At 40.4% G+C, this 15,597-nt stretch carries 14 protein-coding genes; 3 read left to right on the top strand and 11 right to left on the bottom strand.

All coding sequences use genetic code 11. The features are described 5' to 3' along the window. Positions 1-148: 148 nt before the first annotated feature. The 3 genes from N6H18_RS13530 to N6H18_RS13520 are packed head-to-tail and all read right to left on the bottom strand — an operon-like array spanning position 149 to position 3,030. Complete coding sequence (locus N6H18_RS13530; protein WP_262308810.1) at positions 149-1,120, bottom strand: FecR family protein; 972 nt, start codon at positions 1,118-1,120, stop codon at positions 149-151. Between the two features lie 53 nt (positions 1,121-1,173). Further along, positions 1,174-1,761 (bottom strand): RNA polymerase sigma-70 factor, encoded by a 588-nt coding sequence (locus N6H18_RS13525; protein WP_262308809.1) that lies wholly within the window; start codon positions 1,759-1,761, stop codon positions 1,174-1,176. Between the two features lie 51 nt (positions 1,762-1,812). After that, entirely contained in the window at positions 1,813-3,030 is a 1,218-nt protein-coding gene (locus N6H18_RS13520) for an ABC transporter permease (RefSeq protein ID WP_262308808.1), read from the bottom strand. A gap of 53 nt (positions 3,031-3,083) precedes the next feature. Here N6H18_RS13520 and N6H18_RS13515 point away from each other — a divergent pair, with 53 nt between their 5' ends. Continuing rightward, positions 3,084-4,268 carry an exo-beta-N-acetylmuramidase NamZ family protein gene (locus tag N6H18_RS13515; RefSeq protein WP_262308807.1) on the top strand — a complete coding sequence of 395 codons (1,185 nt, stop codon included), beginning with the start codon at positions 3,084-3,086 and terminating at the stop codon, positions 4,266-4,268. On the opposite strand, the gene N6H18_RS13510 is transcribed toward N6H18_RS13515, so the two are convergent. The 8 genes from N6H18_RS13510 to N6H18_RS13475 all read right to left on the bottom strand — a co-directional run bounded on the left by N6H18_RS13510 (position 4,246) and on the right by N6H18_RS13475 (position 14,065). Continuing rightward, positions 4,246-4,650 (bottom strand): rhodanese-like domain-containing protein, encoded by a 405-nt coding sequence (locus N6H18_RS13510; RefSeq protein WP_262308806.1) that lies wholly within the window; start codon positions 4,648-4,650, stop codon positions 4,246-4,248. The two genes, N6H18_RS13515 and N6H18_RS13510, sit on opposite strands and share 23 nt — an antisense overlap. 451 nt (positions 4,651-5,101) lie before the next feature. Next, complete coding sequence (locus tag N6H18_RS13505) at positions 5,102-5,494, bottom strand: HU family DNA-binding protein (protein ID WP_262308805.1); 393 nt, start codon at positions 5,492-5,494, stop codon at positions 5,102-5,104. Between the two features lie 836 nt (positions 5,495-6,330). Then, complete coding sequence (locus N6H18_RS13500) at positions 6,331-7,986, bottom strand: type I restriction-modification system subunit M (RefSeq protein ID WP_262308804.1); 1,656 nt, start codon at positions 7,984-7,986, stop codon at positions 6,331-6,333. Then, positions 7,987-8,976 carry a virulence RhuM family protein gene (rhuM, locus tag N6H18_RS13495; protein ID WP_262308803.1) on the bottom strand — a complete coding sequence of 330 codons (990 nt, stop codon included), beginning with the start codon at positions 8,974-8,976 and terminating at the stop codon, positions 7,987-7,989. It lies immediately after the preceding gene. A 3-nt stretch (positions 8,977-8,979) separates the two neighbouring features. After that, positions 8,980-10,353 carry a restriction endonuclease subunit S gene (locus N6H18_RS13490; RefSeq protein ID WP_262308802.1) on the bottom strand — a complete coding sequence of 458 codons (1,374 nt, stop codon included), beginning with the start codon at positions 10,351-10,353 and terminating at the stop codon, positions 8,980-8,982. Beyond that, positions 10,350-10,790, bottom strand: a complete 441-nt coding sequence (locus tag N6H18_RS13485) for a GxxExxY protein (protein WP_262308801.1) — start codon at positions 10,788-10,790, stop codon at positions 10,350-10,352. The genes N6H18_RS13490 and N6H18_RS13485 overlap by 4 nt, the downstream gene beginning before the upstream one ends. A 56-nt stretch (positions 10,791-10,846) precedes the next feature. Beyond that, a complete protein-coding gene (locus N6H18_RS13480) occupies positions 10,847-13,870 on the bottom strand; it encodes a type I restriction endonuclease subunit R (protein ID WP_262308800.1) in 3,024 nt (1,007 codons plus the stop codon). Then, positions 13,871-14,065 (bottom strand): helix-turn-helix transcriptional regulator, encoded by a 195-nt coding sequence (locus tag N6H18_RS13475; RefSeq protein WP_262308799.1) that lies wholly within the window; start codon positions 14,063-14,065, stop codon positions 13,871-13,873. A gap of 287 nt (positions 14,066-14,352) precedes the next feature. Between N6H18_RS13475 and N6H18_RS13470 the strand changes: the two genes are divergently transcribed. Together N6H18_RS13470 and N6H18_RS13465 are read left to right on the top strand one after the other, a co-directional pair. Further along, positions 14,353-14,958 (top strand): DUF4136 domain-containing protein, encoded by a 606-nt coding sequence (locus N6H18_RS13470; RefSeq protein ID WP_262308798.1) that lies wholly within the window; start codon positions 14,353-14,355, stop codon positions 14,956-14,958. A gap of 10 nt (positions 14,959-14,968) precedes the next feature. Further along, the gene (locus N6H18_RS13465; RefSeq protein WP_262308797.1) at positions 14,969-15,559 is read left to right on the top strand and encodes a hypothetical protein; all 591 of its coding nucleotides are present in this window, start codon (positions 14,969-14,971) and stop codon (positions 15,557-15,559) included. Positions 15,560-15,597: the final 38 nt, after the last annotated feature.

Genomic DNA, 15,597 nt, shown 5'->3' with positions numbered 1-15,597 from the left:
TAAAATAAATAGGGTTAGAAGGTATGTTTTTCTCAATCCTGTCGCTACAAATTCGATTTGAGATCAAATTTATACAAGGATTGAGTATCAATTCAACAAAGAGTAATGAATGTATCGATATTGACGAAATATAGTGATAAACTGCTACTTAGCAGCTTGGTCCAGAAAGAATCAATAAATTTCCCTCTTGAGACGATTCTATGTTGGCTATTAGTTTTAGAATTGACAATACTTCTTCTATGGTTTTCCCTTGAAATTTGGAAGTGATCAAGCAGGCTCCAATATTGCCTTCCAACCTAATTTTGACATTGTAGTGCTTTTCTAAAACTGCAGCAACCTGTGCCAAAGGAGCACTTTGAAAGTTTAGCTCTCCTAATCTCCATGCTAAGGTACTATTATCAAGTCCTTGAAAGACTTCCATTTTAGATTCAGTATATACGGCTCTTTCATCCATAGACAAGACCACTTTCTTGTTCGTCTCCTTGGATTTAAAAGATACCTGACCTGACACAACATTAATATGATTGTATGTTCTTTTGGCTATCAAATCAAATGAGGTCCCCAATACTTCCGTAACTGTAGACAATCCAATAATTTTAAAACTGTGTGCTTCATCTCTTGCCACATTGAAAAACGCTTGCCCATACAAGTAAACTTTCCTAGACCCCTCTCCAAACTCTTCAGGGTATTTAAAGGAAGACTTTTCATTGACAATTACTTCTGTACCATCTGGCAACACTACCTGAATCACTTCCCCTTCTCCAGTTTTGAGTGCTATCAAATTGGGTTGTAGAAAATACGAAACCGAAAAGAAAGCAAGACCCACTGCCATTACCACCGCAGCGGCAATCTTGTACACTGTTGGGGAAAACAAGAAAAATTGTTTCGCTTTGGGGACTAACTTGCTTTGTACCAAACACCAAGCCTTGTCGACATCAGGATGGAACGAATCACAATCCACCACTGATAGATCATAGAGTTTGCTGTATTTATCAAGCATGGCTTGATTAGCTTCAGACGAATTTGCCCAATCCAACACTTCTGCCTTCTCCTCCTGGGATAACTCTCCGCTCAGATATTGCTGTATTTTCAGCTCGATATTTTGCATACTTTCCATCATTCACTTGTAGGTCAATCAGTTTTGCATCATCCCCCAATCTTACCCGATAATTTTCACAAAAAATTTAAGACTATCATAACGAATACTTTGTCCCAAATAGGATGAAGCTGTACCCTCAATTTTTTCAAAGCCAATCCCACTTGATTTTCCACTGTTTTAACTGACAAGTCCAATTCTTCTGCTATCTCTTTGTAACTCATGCCAGCGTTGCGGCTCAGATTAAAGATCAGCTGGCATTTGGGAGGCAATGAGTCGATAGCATTTTGCACATAAACTTGCAATTCCTCAAACTCTAACTCTTCTTCTCTGTTTTCAGACAAAGAACCGCTCAGATCAACCATTCCGTCCACATCTACCTTCCTTTGCTCTTTGGGAATCTGAAGCTTGATATAATTAAAGGAGCGGTTTCGAACAGCCGTAAATAGGTAGGCCTTGACTGAAGTATTGATCTTCAGTGAATAGCGACGATCCCAGATATTGATAAAGACCTCTTGTACCAATTCTTCTGCCACATGTTCATCTCTGACATATTTGAGACAGTATCTAGAAAGATCCTTGTAATACAACCTGAATATCTGCTCAAAGGCGCCTTGATCATCACTCGCTATTCGCCCTAATATGTCTTCTTCTGATATTTGCACTTGTGTACTATCGTATAATCTTGCTAAATGTTACTTATCGCCTTGAAATCGTCAATCGAATTTCAACGCAGTGACTGGGTTGACTTTGGTAATCACCATCAGCGGGATACGCAAGGCCAACAAAACAATCACAAAAGTCAAGGCATTCAAATAAATCAGTGCCTCAAAATTCCATTGGATAGGGACAAAGCTCATGTAATAATTGACCGGATCCAACGGAATCAAATGAAAGCGATCTTGGACAAAAGCAAACAAAAGTGCTGCACCATTGCCAAACAACAAACCCTGCAAAACCAAACGCATTCCATTGTATAAGAATACCCTTTTGATCTGTTGACGTGTCGCTCCTATCGCCTGGAATACACCTATCATATAGGTTCGCTCCATAATGAGAATCAGTAAGATAGACACCATGTTGAAACACGCCACGACGAGTATCAAAATGAGAAAAACAGATACATTTTGACTAAGCAAATCCAACCAATCAAATATCTGCATGTACTTTTCTTTTACCTTGTCTACATATAAGTATGAATCTAGATCAGCATACATGGTCTCCTCTGCTTGATCCATATCATACCCATCCTTGACAAATATCTCCACACCTCCGACTTGGGTATCATCCCAATTGTTCAACCTTCTGATCAAATCAATATCAGCCAGCACCATGGATTTGTCTATTTCTTCCAACCCCGTCTCATACAAACCTACGATTTCCAACCTTCTAAATTTAGGAGGATTTTGGACGAAATAAACCGTCACCTTGTCTCCTACGTGCAGCCTGAGTTTGTTAGCGATGCGTCTACTCAGTACTACTTCTTTGGAATATGCAGAATCGGTAAAAGCTATAAATCTGCCTTCTACCATATTCTCTTTGAATCTCAATGTATCAAAGTCATGACTCACTCCCTTGAGTCCCACTCCTTCTACTTCCTCTTGGGTCTTGAGCATCCCTGCTTTGTAGGCAAAGGACTGGGTGTGATCCACAAATTCGTAGTGATGCAGCCCCTCTATAAAATCCGTGTCTACTCTGATAAAATTATCATCAAATGAAGAACCCAAAGTATATTTGGTGATTTCAAGATGACCTTTGAAATTGTATATTTTATCTCTGACCGTCTTTTGAAAACCTCCAAGTATAAAATAAGCCAAAATCATAGCAGAAAGACTCAAAGTGATGCTAACTACTGCTAATTTTGAAATAATACTGGTAAACGATGAATTGACATCCTTAGATAATCTTCCAGATATGAAATAGGGAAAGTTCAATGTGATAGAATCTTGCTACTTTGATGTTGGGACGTAAATTAAGCCAATTTTGTATGAACGCACATGACAATATGAAGAAATACTATTTGATGATTGGGCTCTTTCTGCTGTGCTTTCCTCTCAACTCATGCAGCGCTCAGCAAAAATCGACTGACAAAATAGTGTTGGGTGCTGAGCAAATTGACAAGTACCTGCCCCTATTGCAGAACAAGAAGGTTGGATTGCTCGTCAATCATACCTCCTATGTCAACCAGACTCACCTTGTGGATACTCTCCTATCATTAGGCATTCGGGTAGAAAAGATATTTGCTCCAGAGCATGGGTTCAGAGGCAACCAAGGCAATGGCGAGCTGGTCAAAGATGACCGAGATGAAAAAACAGGTTTGCGTGTGATTTCTCTCTATGGCAAAAACAAAAAAGCGAGTCCTGAACAGCTCGCTGGACTCGACGCTGTAATCTATGACATACAGGATGTGGGTGCTCGGTTCTACACCTACATCAGTAGCATGCACTATATGATGGAAGCCTGCGCTGAGAATGATGTGCAATTCATCATCTTGGACAGACCCAACCCCAACGGGCACTATGTGGATGGTCCAGTGCTTCAACCAGGATTTGAATCCTTCGTGGGCATGCATCCGATTCCTATAGTATATGGGATGACAGCTGGAGAACTTGCCCAAATGATCCTTGGGGAACAATGGCTGAGTACGAAAAAAACGCTCAATATCGAGATTATCCCTCTCCAAAACTGGACGCATGACCTAGGATACAGCCTACCGATTGCTCCCTCTCCTAATCTACCCAATGACCAGGCAATCAACCTCTACCCTAGTCTTTGTCTTTTTGAAGGTACCAAAATCAGTCTCGGCAGAGGAACTCCTGACCCCTTTCAGGTATATGGATATCCTGGAGACAGCAGTTTGGGGACTTTTAGTTTCCAACCAGTCAGCATGCCGGGCTATTCTTTGCATCCTCCCCACGAAAATTCAATATGCTACGGCACAGACTTACGATCTGCCCCAAGATTAACAAGCATCAACCTGAGCTACCTTATTGACATGTATCAAAAAACCCCAGAAGGCTTTTTTAATTCATTTTTTAGCAAACTTGCTGGTAATAATCAACTAGAAGAACAGATCAAAGCTGGTCAAACGGAGTCTGAAATCAAGCAAAGTTGGGCAAAAGAATTAGATGACTTTAAGACGAAAAGGCTCAATTACCTGTTGTATCCTTGATGTTCATGACCACCGGTAGTCCCGATTCTTTCCAGTTGGAGATGCCTCCATCCAGATCATAAACAGAGGTAAAGCCATTTTCTCTCATGATTTGGGCTGTACGACCACTTCTGCCACCAGCAGCACAATACACAAAATAGGTCTTCGACCTATCCAATTCAAGCAACTCATCATTGAATTCGGGATTGTGAAAATCAAGTTGAGTTGCCCCTTCGATCATTCCTTCGCTGATTTCTTCGCTGGTCCGAAGATCCAAGAGTACTGCTTCTGATTGAGTTTTGTATTTTTCCTGAAATTCTTTGGCTGAGATGGTTTCTACTTTGTGTCCAGCACAGGACAGCATAAATAGAAGTGCTATAAAAATAGTATAGATGGTTTTCATTGTTAGTTGGTTATTTCAATTCTTCAAAAGTAACTAAAAATTTAGCATCTCAAAATTATGATTTGCCTCAATTCACATTGACACTGAGTAGAATACATAAAATTCAAAATATAATGCCCTATATCCGAGGATAGTAAGTGAACAAGCTACACTACTGACGGTGCTATGCTAGACGACTGCTGTAGAGATGAAAGTGATCATCAAATATGGGAATACTGTCAAATAGAAACGTTTTTCATCACCTACCATCATGTGATTCTTCCCTATTGTTGAGCCTCGAAAATGACCCCAGACACCTAGATACGCTGTTGAATTAATCGAAACCAGTTTCATTGCCTACCCACTGTCCAAAAAAAGAGACCGTCACGGAAAAACAACCCATTACCATTCTACAAAACGGTATCGTTGTTTCCCCATGAGGCCTCTCGCGCTGGTCATAGGCTGCAAACACTTATTCAATCGGATCATCTTGCTGTTTTACAAACTTTATAGTTGACAATCTCTCGTTTAGCTCCATGCTTGGTCGAAAATTGACCTTGAGCCTTTTGATCGTTCTTTTGTCTACATCCTCTAGTAGATCCTCTGCATAGCTAGCAATAGCGGGTGAAAAACTACCCACATCTCCAAGCTTCACAATGCGGCCTTCTTCGAGATAGGTGTGCAAACGATCCAAGAATGACTCTAGCACCCCAAATATATCGGTGGTATGCAAACTTGTCATTTTGGAGATTTCCGTAGCGATCTTTCGGATGCTCACGGGGCGCTCACGAACGATGCTCGCGTAATACTTGATTTGACCTCCGCCAACCACTCCCGGTTGTGCTTTAGGTACAGCTTTATACATGATAGACATGATTTTAAAATTTAAAATGTGAAAAATGAGTTCAACTTTGCTTCGCAGGCAAGACGTACCACGGACACTCCTACTCTGCGTAGGGTCAACCTTGCAAAAACTGACAAAGCCTGTCGGAGTTTTGCGAAGTAATAACTGATACTTGCATCAAATGGGTGCTTTGCTAGGTCGTAACTATGCGTAGTGAGACTGTGCGGTGCGTGTGCTTGCGAAAGCGGGGTGCTTGTCCACACTTGAGATGAAAACAGCAGAACTGTTAACCAAATTGAGTGAAGACAAACGGGGTTATCGAGTGGCCTTTTCGATGTGTCTGAAGACATTTTGTGGAGAACAATTTCCGTTCCAAAAACGCACTAAAAAATGCCAAAATATGTTAAAAATCAAGTGCTTAGTAAAATTTCCACTTCAAGACTTTAACTAACTGTAATTCAATTAGTTAAGTAAGTAGGTTAGTCATCAAAAAGGGCCTAGTTACATACCCCTCAAAGTCTGCGCAGACTTAGCCTCAAATCCGTGCAGACTTTGCTTCAAATCTGCGCAGACTTTCTCTCAAATCCGCGCAGATTTTGTCCCAAACCCGTGCAGACTTTTTCTCAATCCGCGCAGACTTTCTCACAAACCTAGGCAGGTTTTCTCCCAAACCTAGGCAGACTTTCGCACAAACCACAGCAGACTTTCACACAAACCACACTATGTTTTGGAGTAAACCTGCGCGGGTTTTTGGAAGAGGGTAATTTGGGGTTCATACTCAACTAGCCAGTACTATGTCAGTGAGTCTTTAATACCTGTTTTATCTTTAGAATACAGACTTCTAGTTTGTCCGAATCTCATATCTTCGGCAACCCCAACTCCTTCAAAAATGCATTGTGCTCGTCTCTTGCTTTGTTGATTTTCTTTTCTATGTCTATCAATTTATCATTGACCTCTTTTAAGTCAATTTGTATTTCGTCTTCTGATGTACTCACATACCTTGAGATATTCAGGTTGTAGCCATTGGATTCGATTTCTTCCATGGACACTCGACGAGAATAGCGTTCTGCCTCCCTTCTGTATTTGTAGGTTTCTACAATGCTTTGAATGTCATTCGGTTCATCATCTTCTCCTTCACGCAAGCGATTCAAACGTCCATCCTTTTCAAAATGCTCACTGGCATTGATGAACAATACATCATCTTGCTTTTTACATTTCTTCAGTACGAGAATACAAACCGGAATGCCTGTGGAGTAAAACAAATTAGCAGGCAAACCAATGACGGTATCAATGTTTTTGTCTTTCAGAAGTTTGGTGCGGATGCGCTCCTCTGCTCCTCCACGGAATAAAACTCCGTGTGGCAAAATGATGGCCATTGTGCCTGCTTGACTTAGGAAATGAAAACCGTGTAACAAGAAAGAAAAATCGGCCGCTGACTTGGGTGCTAAACCATAGCTTTTGAATCGGAAATCTTCCGCCATGGTATCGTTGGGTTCCCATCGCAAACTAAAAGGTGGATTGGCTACAATGGCATCAAATTCTGTTTTCTTGGAGGGATTCATTTCGTTTAGAATACCCCATTGGTTTTTTAAAGTGTCGCCGTGATAGATTTCAAACTCTGTGTCTTTCATGCCATGCAAGAGCATGTTCATTCGAGCCAGGTTGTAGGTAGTTATATTATTTTCCTGTCCATAAATTTTGCCTACAGTACCGTCATTGTCTTTGATCCGCTTTCTGACATTCAGTAGCAACGAACCCGAACCACAGGCAAAATCCAATATTTTGTCGAATTTCTTTTTAGGCCCAGTAGGGTTGGCTGGGTCTTGACTGTCTAAGGTCACAATCTCTGAAAGGATCGTTGAGATTTGTTGAGGCGTATAAAACTCCCCTGCCTTTTTGCCCGAACCCGCTGCAAACTGACCGATTAAATACTCATACGCATCGCCCAGGGTGTCGGTATCGGCAGAGAAATCAGCAATGCCTTCTGCGATTTTCTGGATGATGGTACAGAGCTTTTTGTTTCTGTCCTGAGGTGTTCTTCCGAGTTTTTCAGAGTTCAGGTTGATCTCTGAGAACAGGCCCTGAAAGCTGCTTTCAAAAGATTCGTTTTCGATATGTCGAAAGCCCTCTCCGAGCGTTTCTAACAGTTCTGCGTTATGAGTACGTGCTAATTCTGTGATGTTACTCCATAGATATGTAGGTTTGATCACATAATGCACTTTCCTGCGCATTTGCTTTTCAAATTCAGGAACATCTCCCTCATTGGTTTCATACCATTTCTCAAGTGGTGGTGGCACAAACCCGTCCGTTCTTTTCTCCTCTGGAGTATTTTCGGGATAGTCTTTCCCAAGCTCCTTTTTGGCGGACTCTTCGTAATTGTGCGATAGGTAGCGTAAAAATAAAAATGAAAGCATGTAATCACGGAAATCATCCGCATTCATGGCACCTCTTAGATCATTTGCAATTCGCCAAAGTGTATCGCCTAGTTTTTTGTGTTGTTCTTTTTGTGCCATTTATTTCCCTTTGAGTTTCTTGATTTCTTTATCAAAATCAGAGATGATTTTTTGAGACTTATTGAATTGCTCATATTCCTTTCCTGCTTTTTCAACAGCCTGTTGATGGGACATAGATCCTTTTCCTTCCAAAACCTTGAATTCATTGAAATTCAAAAATTTATCTACGCTGTTTGCCAAACCAGTCATCGTAAACGTGTTTTCTCGTTCTATCAAATTCTCGATATAGTCGAAATAGCCCGAAACCGTTCTTTCCAGTTGTTTTATTTCTTTTTCTTGCAAATAGTTTTTGGCTATGGAGGCATCAGATTTTAGGATTCGGCCAACTGGAGCATTTTTCCATGTGGTGAGGCCCATATTTTGCTTCGTAGCGTCAGCATTTTTGCAAACAATTTCTGCTGCGGTCTGCCCTGTGATGGCAAAATGAAATTTGTTTTGCACCATGGCATAAAAACCGTGGGTGATCTCAGATTGTGGGTCGTAATCGATGCTGCATTCTGCAAAAATGTCCGTAATCTGCTGGTAAATCCTGCGCTCACTAGCACGAATGGAACGAACACGCTCTAATAACTCTTTAAAATAATCTTTGCCAAAAACAGTTTCTCCTTGTTTCAGGCGTTCATCATCCATGACGAATCCCTTGATGATATACTCTTTTAATTTTTGAGTAGCCCAAATCCTGAATTGGGTGCCTCTCTGCGACTTCACACGGTAGCCTACCGAAATGATTACATCCAGGTTGTAGCACTTGACGGGACGATCAGAACCACTAATGTGCAAAATTTGCACATTGCTTTTTTCTTCGAGCTCACCCTCACTGAACACATTGCCGATGTGCTTGGTAATGACACTGCGCTCTCGCTCAAACAAAGTACTCATTTGCTCCTGGGTAAGCCAAATGGTTTCATTTTCCAAAAGCACGCTCAACCGCACTTCTCCTTTGGGGGTAGTGTAGAGTATAAAATGGCTACTTGGTACTAAATCACTCATTTTTTACTTGTTAAGCTTAGGAAACAATCCCTGCATCAATCCCTTTTTATGCAATTGCAATTGCGCTATTTTCTCCGCTTGGGCAGTGATAAGTTCATCTACTGCTGAAAGACAGGAAGCTATCTTTTGCTGTTCCGCAGGGTTGTCAGGTAATAATAGATCTGTTTCTAGTATTATTTTATTAGAACTATGACGAACTGTAGTACCCGAAGCGGTGCTTTTTACTCTCCTGTGAAAGTGATTAGTTAGGAAAAATTGTAACAGAAATCTCTTATTAAGATTTGACTTAATTCCTACCTTTACTATCCGCTGGTTTAGTAATACCTCTCCATCTTCTTGTTTCAAAAGAATAGGTTTACCAAGAAGCTCACATGATGGAGTTAAGTCCGTTAATAATAGTAGAAGATCATCGGCCACACATAAGTATTTGGAATCAAACTCTTCAGTTGTGTATTTCGTATTTCTTTCATCAAAGCTTGCTTTCCCTTCCTTTGTAAAGTTTTTTGGAGTTACTAGTTTTCTTCCTTTCTCTGAAAAAAATTCACTTTTAAATGCATACCCTGAGACCACTTCAATGTGTTGATCAAGTCTTGTCTCCACCCAATCCCCATCCTTCTCAAACTCAGGAAAACGATAGTTGGGAATATTGTCTGAATTATGATTTTTAGGATTTGTAGATTTTAAGATTGTATGATCCTCATTTTCATAAATCCTTTCATCCTTTAATCTTGCAAATCCTAATTCAGACATTTGCGGGAATAGGTTTTGCAGTAGTCCTTTTTTGTGGTCTTTGAGGGCGTCCAGCTTATCGTTGTGGGCAGCTAGCAGCTCATCTAAAGAAGAAAGACAGGAGGCGATTTTTTGTTGTTCTTGGGGTTTGGGAATATTTATCAATAATGTCTTTAGCTGATTCGGGTATAGATGGACAACTGCAATCCCCTGAGCCATTGTTGCAATATCTTTTTTCTTAGCATTACTTAAATAGTAGGCAAGAAAAACCCCATTTATCTTTGTTCTGATGATATTCAAATCACCACCGAGCGCAATTCCTGCTTCCAGAACACAAGAAGCAGTTGCAATATCAATTTGAGTTTCACCAGATGCAGGAATAATCACATCGTTACCTTCACTTAAAACTAAATCTTTGGCGTCTAAATTGGTATATGACTTAATATCTCTTATTGTTTCATTATAATGGGTATAAAGTTCACCATATCTAATACAAGGCAATTTTCCATTTACAACGATATCGGCTTTTGATACGCCCTTACCCTTTGTGAATGTTGCAACTTCCTCCAAAGTATTCTCCCCCCACTCCCCATCCTTCACAAACTCAGGAAACCGCAACGCTGGTATTAATTTTTTCTCCTTACTCATTGGTCTGAATTAGGATTTTTAGGATGGGATGATTTTAGGATTTCTTTCTTGTAAGCTTCGTTTTCCTGGTGATTTACATTATAAACTCGCTTGAACTCCAGGCTTTTTGCTCCAAAATTTATTAGGAGTCCGATGGGCAGGTTGTAGGCATGACAGTAATTCATGGCTTGTGCTAAGTGCACCTCCTCCAATTTTATCAATGCTTTTAACTCCACCATGATGTTGTCTTCCACGAAAAAATCGACTCTACGCGTACCAATCTCAATGCCTTCGTAGAAAATGGTCATTTGCATTTCCCGCTGATAACCCAAACCCTGATTCTCCATTTCAATAGCCAAAGCACGCTGATAAATGACCTCCTGAAACCCATTACCCAATGTGCTATGCACCTTCATTGCACAGCCTATTATCTTATGCGTTAATTCTTCGTGTTTCAAAATCCTTCCTTTATAACCTTATTATCCTTTAATCATATCAATCCTAATTCAGACAATTATTCATAAGCGACCAATCCGCTAATCTCTCTATCGCCTGCCAATTTCTTGAGTTGAGGTACTAAGTCGTTCATCAAGGCGGTTTCAGCTTTGCTGCGCTGTTTCCAGCCGAGTTCCAAAGGCTCCATCAGGTCAGTGAGTTTTTCCCCGTCAAAAATCATTCGGCTCATAATCTGTTCTACAAATGCTTTTAGGTCTGCTGTTTTCAAACCATTTGCATTGGCAATGGCAGCCAGTTCTTTGTCGTATTTCTCTACTTTAAAGGTTTCGACCATGTTGTAAACATCTTCAACGCTATACCCTCTAGACCTGTCTAGCTGTTTTATAAAATCGGTTAAGTCTTCCTCTTCGTCCATCAGGTTAGCATTGGATTTCAACAAACTGATGAGTTGTGAATCAGTCATTTTCTGCTTAGAGGGCTTTTGCTGAGTGCTATCGGCAATCAAGCGTATGATGTAATCGTAATCAATCACCGCGGAGGCGAAGAGGACAAACTCAAAATCTAATTGTTGAATGTCTTCGGGTGCATCTTCCCCTTCTTTCTCTTGCCTTTTTTTGAATGCTTTTGCTGTTTCTAAATAGGAACTTTTGAATTCTTGATAGTTGTTTTTTGGCAGAATGCCTTCAATGGTTTCTTGCTGTTCTTTATCCAAATCGGTGTATTGGTCGAGTTGGGTCTTTAGGCGTTGCACTTCCTTAAAGTTTTTTACGAATGCAATCTTAGCAGCATCTCCACGCAGGTTGTACACTTCCTGTGGTTCGTTTACCAAGTTGTGTTCTTTCATAAAATCGCCCAAGGCTTCCACTGCCTTTTGGTATTGGTCAATCACCACTGGAGCAGGATCCACCATCCAAATTTCTTTGGCTTTACTTCCTTCTTCACCAGAGAAGAGGGTTATCGCCTGATTTACTGCTTCTTGTTGCGAACGGAAATCGAGTACATTCCCATAAGGCTTGGTGTCGTTCAACACCCGATTGGTTCGTGAAAACGCTTGAATCAGTCCGTGGTATTTCAGGTTCTTGTCCACATACAGTGTATTCAGGTATTTAGAATCAAACCCTGTGAGCAGCATGTCCACCACTATGGTCAGATCAATCTTGTTTTTGTGCGGATAATCTTTGTTGCTATATTTTTGGTCTTTGATTCGTCTTTGTATGTCCTGATAGTAGATATCAAAATTGTTGATGTCGTGATTGGTGCCAAACTGTTGGTTATAATCGGCTATGATTTCTATCAGGGCTTGTTTCTTCTCTTCAGGGTTATGCTTGTTGTCTTCCTTCTCCTGTGCTAAGTCTTCCTGAAGTTGCTTAATGTCTGCCGCATTCTTTTGGCTTTGTTGGTCGCCTTCTTGGGCAATCAACTGAGCTGGAGGAGAAAATACACAGGCAATATTGAGCGGAACAAAATCAGGGTCTTCTGCTAGTTTTTGTATTTGAACCGACTTTAATATGCGGTAATATTCAATGGCATTATTGATAGAGGCAGTTGCCAGCACCGCATTGAATTTGCGTTGATTGGTGGCTGCATTATGTTTGTCGATAATCGCTTCTGCCACGGCTTGTTGGGCAATCCCCGCCTGTCGGACGGGCAGGGTTTCTCCCGGCTTTGCAGTGACAGTGCCTTCTCCCTTAAAGTAGTCGATATGAAATTTCAGTACGTTTTGATCATCTATGGCATGCGTAATGGTATAAGCGTGCAACTGCTTTTCAAAAATGGCGTCTGTGGTTTTTAATGTTTCTTCTTCACCTGTTATTTGTCTATAAGTGGCATTTTGCTCAAAAATGGGCGTCCCGGTAAATCCAAACAATTGTGCATTGGGGAAGAACTCTTTAATCGCTTTATGATTTTCTCCAAACTGCGAACGGTGACATTCGTCAAAAATGAAAACGATACGTTTGTCGCTCAATGGTTCCAAACGTTCTTTGTAGTTTTTCTTGTTGGTGCTATCTAATGCAATGCCTAATTTTTGAATGGTGGTTACGATCACCTTGTCTGCATAGTCGGTAGATAGTAGTCGCCTGACCAAAGTTTCGGTGTTCGTGTTTTCTTCTACACTGCCTTCCTGAAATTTATTGAACTCCTCACGGGTTTGACGATCAAGGTCTTTTCGATCCACTACAAACAAACACTTTTCAATGTCTGCATTGTCTTTTAGAAGCGTAGAGGCTTTAAATGAAGTCAGTGTTTTACCACTACCTGTGGTGTGCCAGATATAACCATTTCCACGGTTATCCTTAATACAATCAACAATCGCCTTTACTGCATATACTTGGTAAGGTCGCATTACGAGCAATTTCTGTTCGCTTTCTACTAATACCATGTACTTGCTAATCATTTCGCCAAGTGTGCACTTAGACAAGAATTTCTCGGCAAATAAATCCAGTCGATTAATCTTTTTGTTATTTACATCTGCCAATTCATACACAGGCAAGAATTGTTCGTCTGCATTAAATTGAAAGTGTTGATTCTTATTGTTGGAGAAGTAAATGGTTCTTGACCCATTACTTACAATGAACAACTGCATGTAACACATCAACGTATTGGTATAGCCATTGCCAGGATCATTTTTGTAATCCACAATTTGTTGCATGGCCTTGCGGTGAGTAACATCTAGCTTCTTCAATTCAATTTGGACAACAGGCAAGCCATTAATCAGCAAAATGATGTCGTATCGTTGATGGCTGTTTTCTGTATTGATGCGTAATTGACTAATTACTTCAAACTCATTTTTACACCAATCTTTGATGTTGACCAAAGTGTAATGCAAAGGCGTTCCATCTTCTCTTTGAAAATATTGTCTTTCTCTAAGTTTTTTTGAAGCAGCAAAAACATCAGGTTCTATGATTTCTTCTCGTAAGCGCAAAAACTCACTTTCCGATAAGCGCACACGGTTCAATGCTTCAAATTTCGTTTTGAAATTTTGTTCAAGCGCCTTCCTGTCCATAATATCAGAACGGTAGGTGTATTTGAGCTCTTTAAGTTGCTCAATCAGATTTTCTTCTATTTGATATTCTTTAGTCATTTACTTTTGGTTAGACACCAACAAATCCTTTACATATACATCTAGAATCTTTGCTACCTTATAGAAATCCTCCAAACTCGGTTGACTTCTATTTTGAACATGCGAATTGGTCATATTGTAGCTTTTACCCAGCTTTTCGGCTAGCCCAGTTTGTATGATTCCTTTTTCTTCTAGTACTGCTTTGATCCGGTTCATCACTACTGATTTTGACAAAAGTGAAAGTTAATGAGATTGATAATTATATCTTGTCGTTTGAGATGCTTATTTGGAGGAGCTGTACATCTTCCTTAGGATTTACCCCCTCACTGGTCGTACGTCCACTAAGACCAGATCAGTTGCCAGCGACAAACTGACGATAAATGATTCTCCTCTGGATAAGGTAGACAGGGGTTGGACAACAGGTTAGTATAATGGGCTACAAGGGTGACTTGAGTCGGGATATTTTTAATACTTTAGCACATTATAAAACTAAACGTAATTACATGAACAAACCATACCCTCTTTTGCTACTGATACTACTACTGGTATCTGGTTGCTATCCTGACGAAATCAACAGCACCGAAGAGCTAGATTTAGTAATGACTTCATATGATGAGACCACAATCGAGGCTCACAACTTCAAGACCTATGCCATGCCTGATTCTGTCTTGCACAACGACAGCAACAATGATTCAGAACATAAGTTTGATGCTGCCATACTGAACAGAATCATCAAAAACATGACTTCCTATGGGTACACTAGAATTAACCCTCATACGACAAGACCAGACGTAGTTATTTTGCCCGAAGTGATTACTACCGAAAATTATCAAGCGGGTGGTTGTTGGGACTGTTGGTTTTGGTATGATCCATGGTATCCTGGATGGGGATGGGGCTATTATCCTCCTAGTTATGTTTACTCCTATTCTACCGGTACTATCTTGATAGCCATGGTCAACCAAAATGATGTCGACGATCAAAATGAGGACTCAAAAGCTGTATGGATTGGTGCGGTCAACGGTCTGTTGAGGAATAGTCTATCACAAAGCAGAGTAGAAGAGTTGATAGACCAAGCATTTTTACAATCACCCTATTTACAAACCAACTAATCATTAAGACATGAAAAAATTAATTCTCTTAGCGCTCTTTGTTTCATGCTTTGAGTTGGCATGGTCTCAAGAATCCATGTTCAACATCAACTGGCAAATCGCCACTCCAGTTGGAGAGTTCAAAGATTTTATTGAAGAAACCAGTGCACAAGGCTTAAATATTGGTGGTAGAAAATTCTTCTCTGATTTTTTATCTGTAGGGGGATATACTGGATGGCAAGTATATTATCAAAAACAACGTGGATTACAACACATTGAAGATGGACTAGATGCCTATGGTACACAAATAAGATACATCAATATCTATCCTATCATGGCCAATGCACATCTCTATGCGGGTCAAGATGGTGACATCCGTCCATATTTAGGACTCAACACCGGTGTATCCTTTGTCAATCAAAAAGTACAAATCGGTCTTTGGGATGTATCCAAAACTACTACGCATTTCACCCTTGCACCAGAGGTAGGAGTATTCATCCCTATTGGACTCTATGGTGGGGGATTGAATTTCAGTGGGAGATATGATCAGGCTTTCCAATCGTCCAACGACTTCCATATACAGGGATTGATATTCAATATTGGCTTTGCCATGACCTACTAAGTGGCTTCAATAAATCATTAAATAATCTTAATCTATTC

It is taken from the genome of Reichenbachiella agarivorans (assembly GCF_025502585.1).
GTDB lineage: Bacteria > Bacteroidota > Bacteroidia > Cytophagales > Cyclobacteriaceae > Reichenbachiella > Reichenbachiella agarivorans.
Note: the sequence above shows the minus strand (reverse complement) of the source record. Positions and strands in the feature narration are given on the sequence as shown.

Coding starts and splice junctions, on each gene's coding strand:
- N6H18_RS13530 (WP_262308810.1), bottom strand. CDS start 1,120: ATGATGGAAAGTATGCAAAATATCGAGCTGAAAATACAGCAATATCTG.
- N6H18_RS13515 (WP_262308807.1), top strand. CDS start 3,084: ATGAACGCACATGACAATATGAAGAAATACTATTTGATGATTGGGCTC.
- N6H18_RS13510 (WP_262308806.1), bottom strand. CDS start 4,650: ATGAAAACCATCTATACTATTTTTATAGCACTTCTATTTATGCTGTCC.
- N6H18_RS13505 (WP_262308805.1), bottom strand. CDS start 5,494: ATGTATAAAGCTGTACCTAAAGCACAACCGGGAGTGGTTGGCGGAGGT.
- N6H18_RS13500 (WP_262308804.1), bottom strand. CDS start 7,986: ATGGCACAAAAAGAACAACACAAAAAACTAGGCGATACACTTTGGCGA.
- rhuM (WP_262308803.1), bottom strand. CDS start 8,976: ATGAGTGATTTAGTACCAAGTAGCCATTTTATACTCTACACTACCCCC.
- N6H18_RS13490 (WP_262308802.1), bottom strand. CDS start 10,353: ATGAGTAAGGAGAAAAAATTAATACCAGCGTTGCGGTTTCCTGAGTTT.
- N6H18_RS13480 (WP_262308800.1), bottom strand. CDS start 13,870: ATGACTAAAGAATATCAAATAGAAGAAAATCTGATTGAGCAACTTAAA.
- N6H18_RS13475 (WP_262308799.1), bottom strand. CDS start 14,065: ATGAACCGGATCAAAGCAGTACTAGAAGAAAAAGGAATCATACAAACT.
- N6H18_RS13470 (WP_262308798.1), top strand. CDS start 14,353: ATGAACAAACCATACCCTCTTTTGCTACTGATACTACTACTGGTATCT.
- N6H18_RS13465 (WP_262308797.1), top strand. CDS start 14,969: ATGAAAAAATTAATTCTCTTAGCGCTCTTTGTTTCATGCTTTGAGTTG.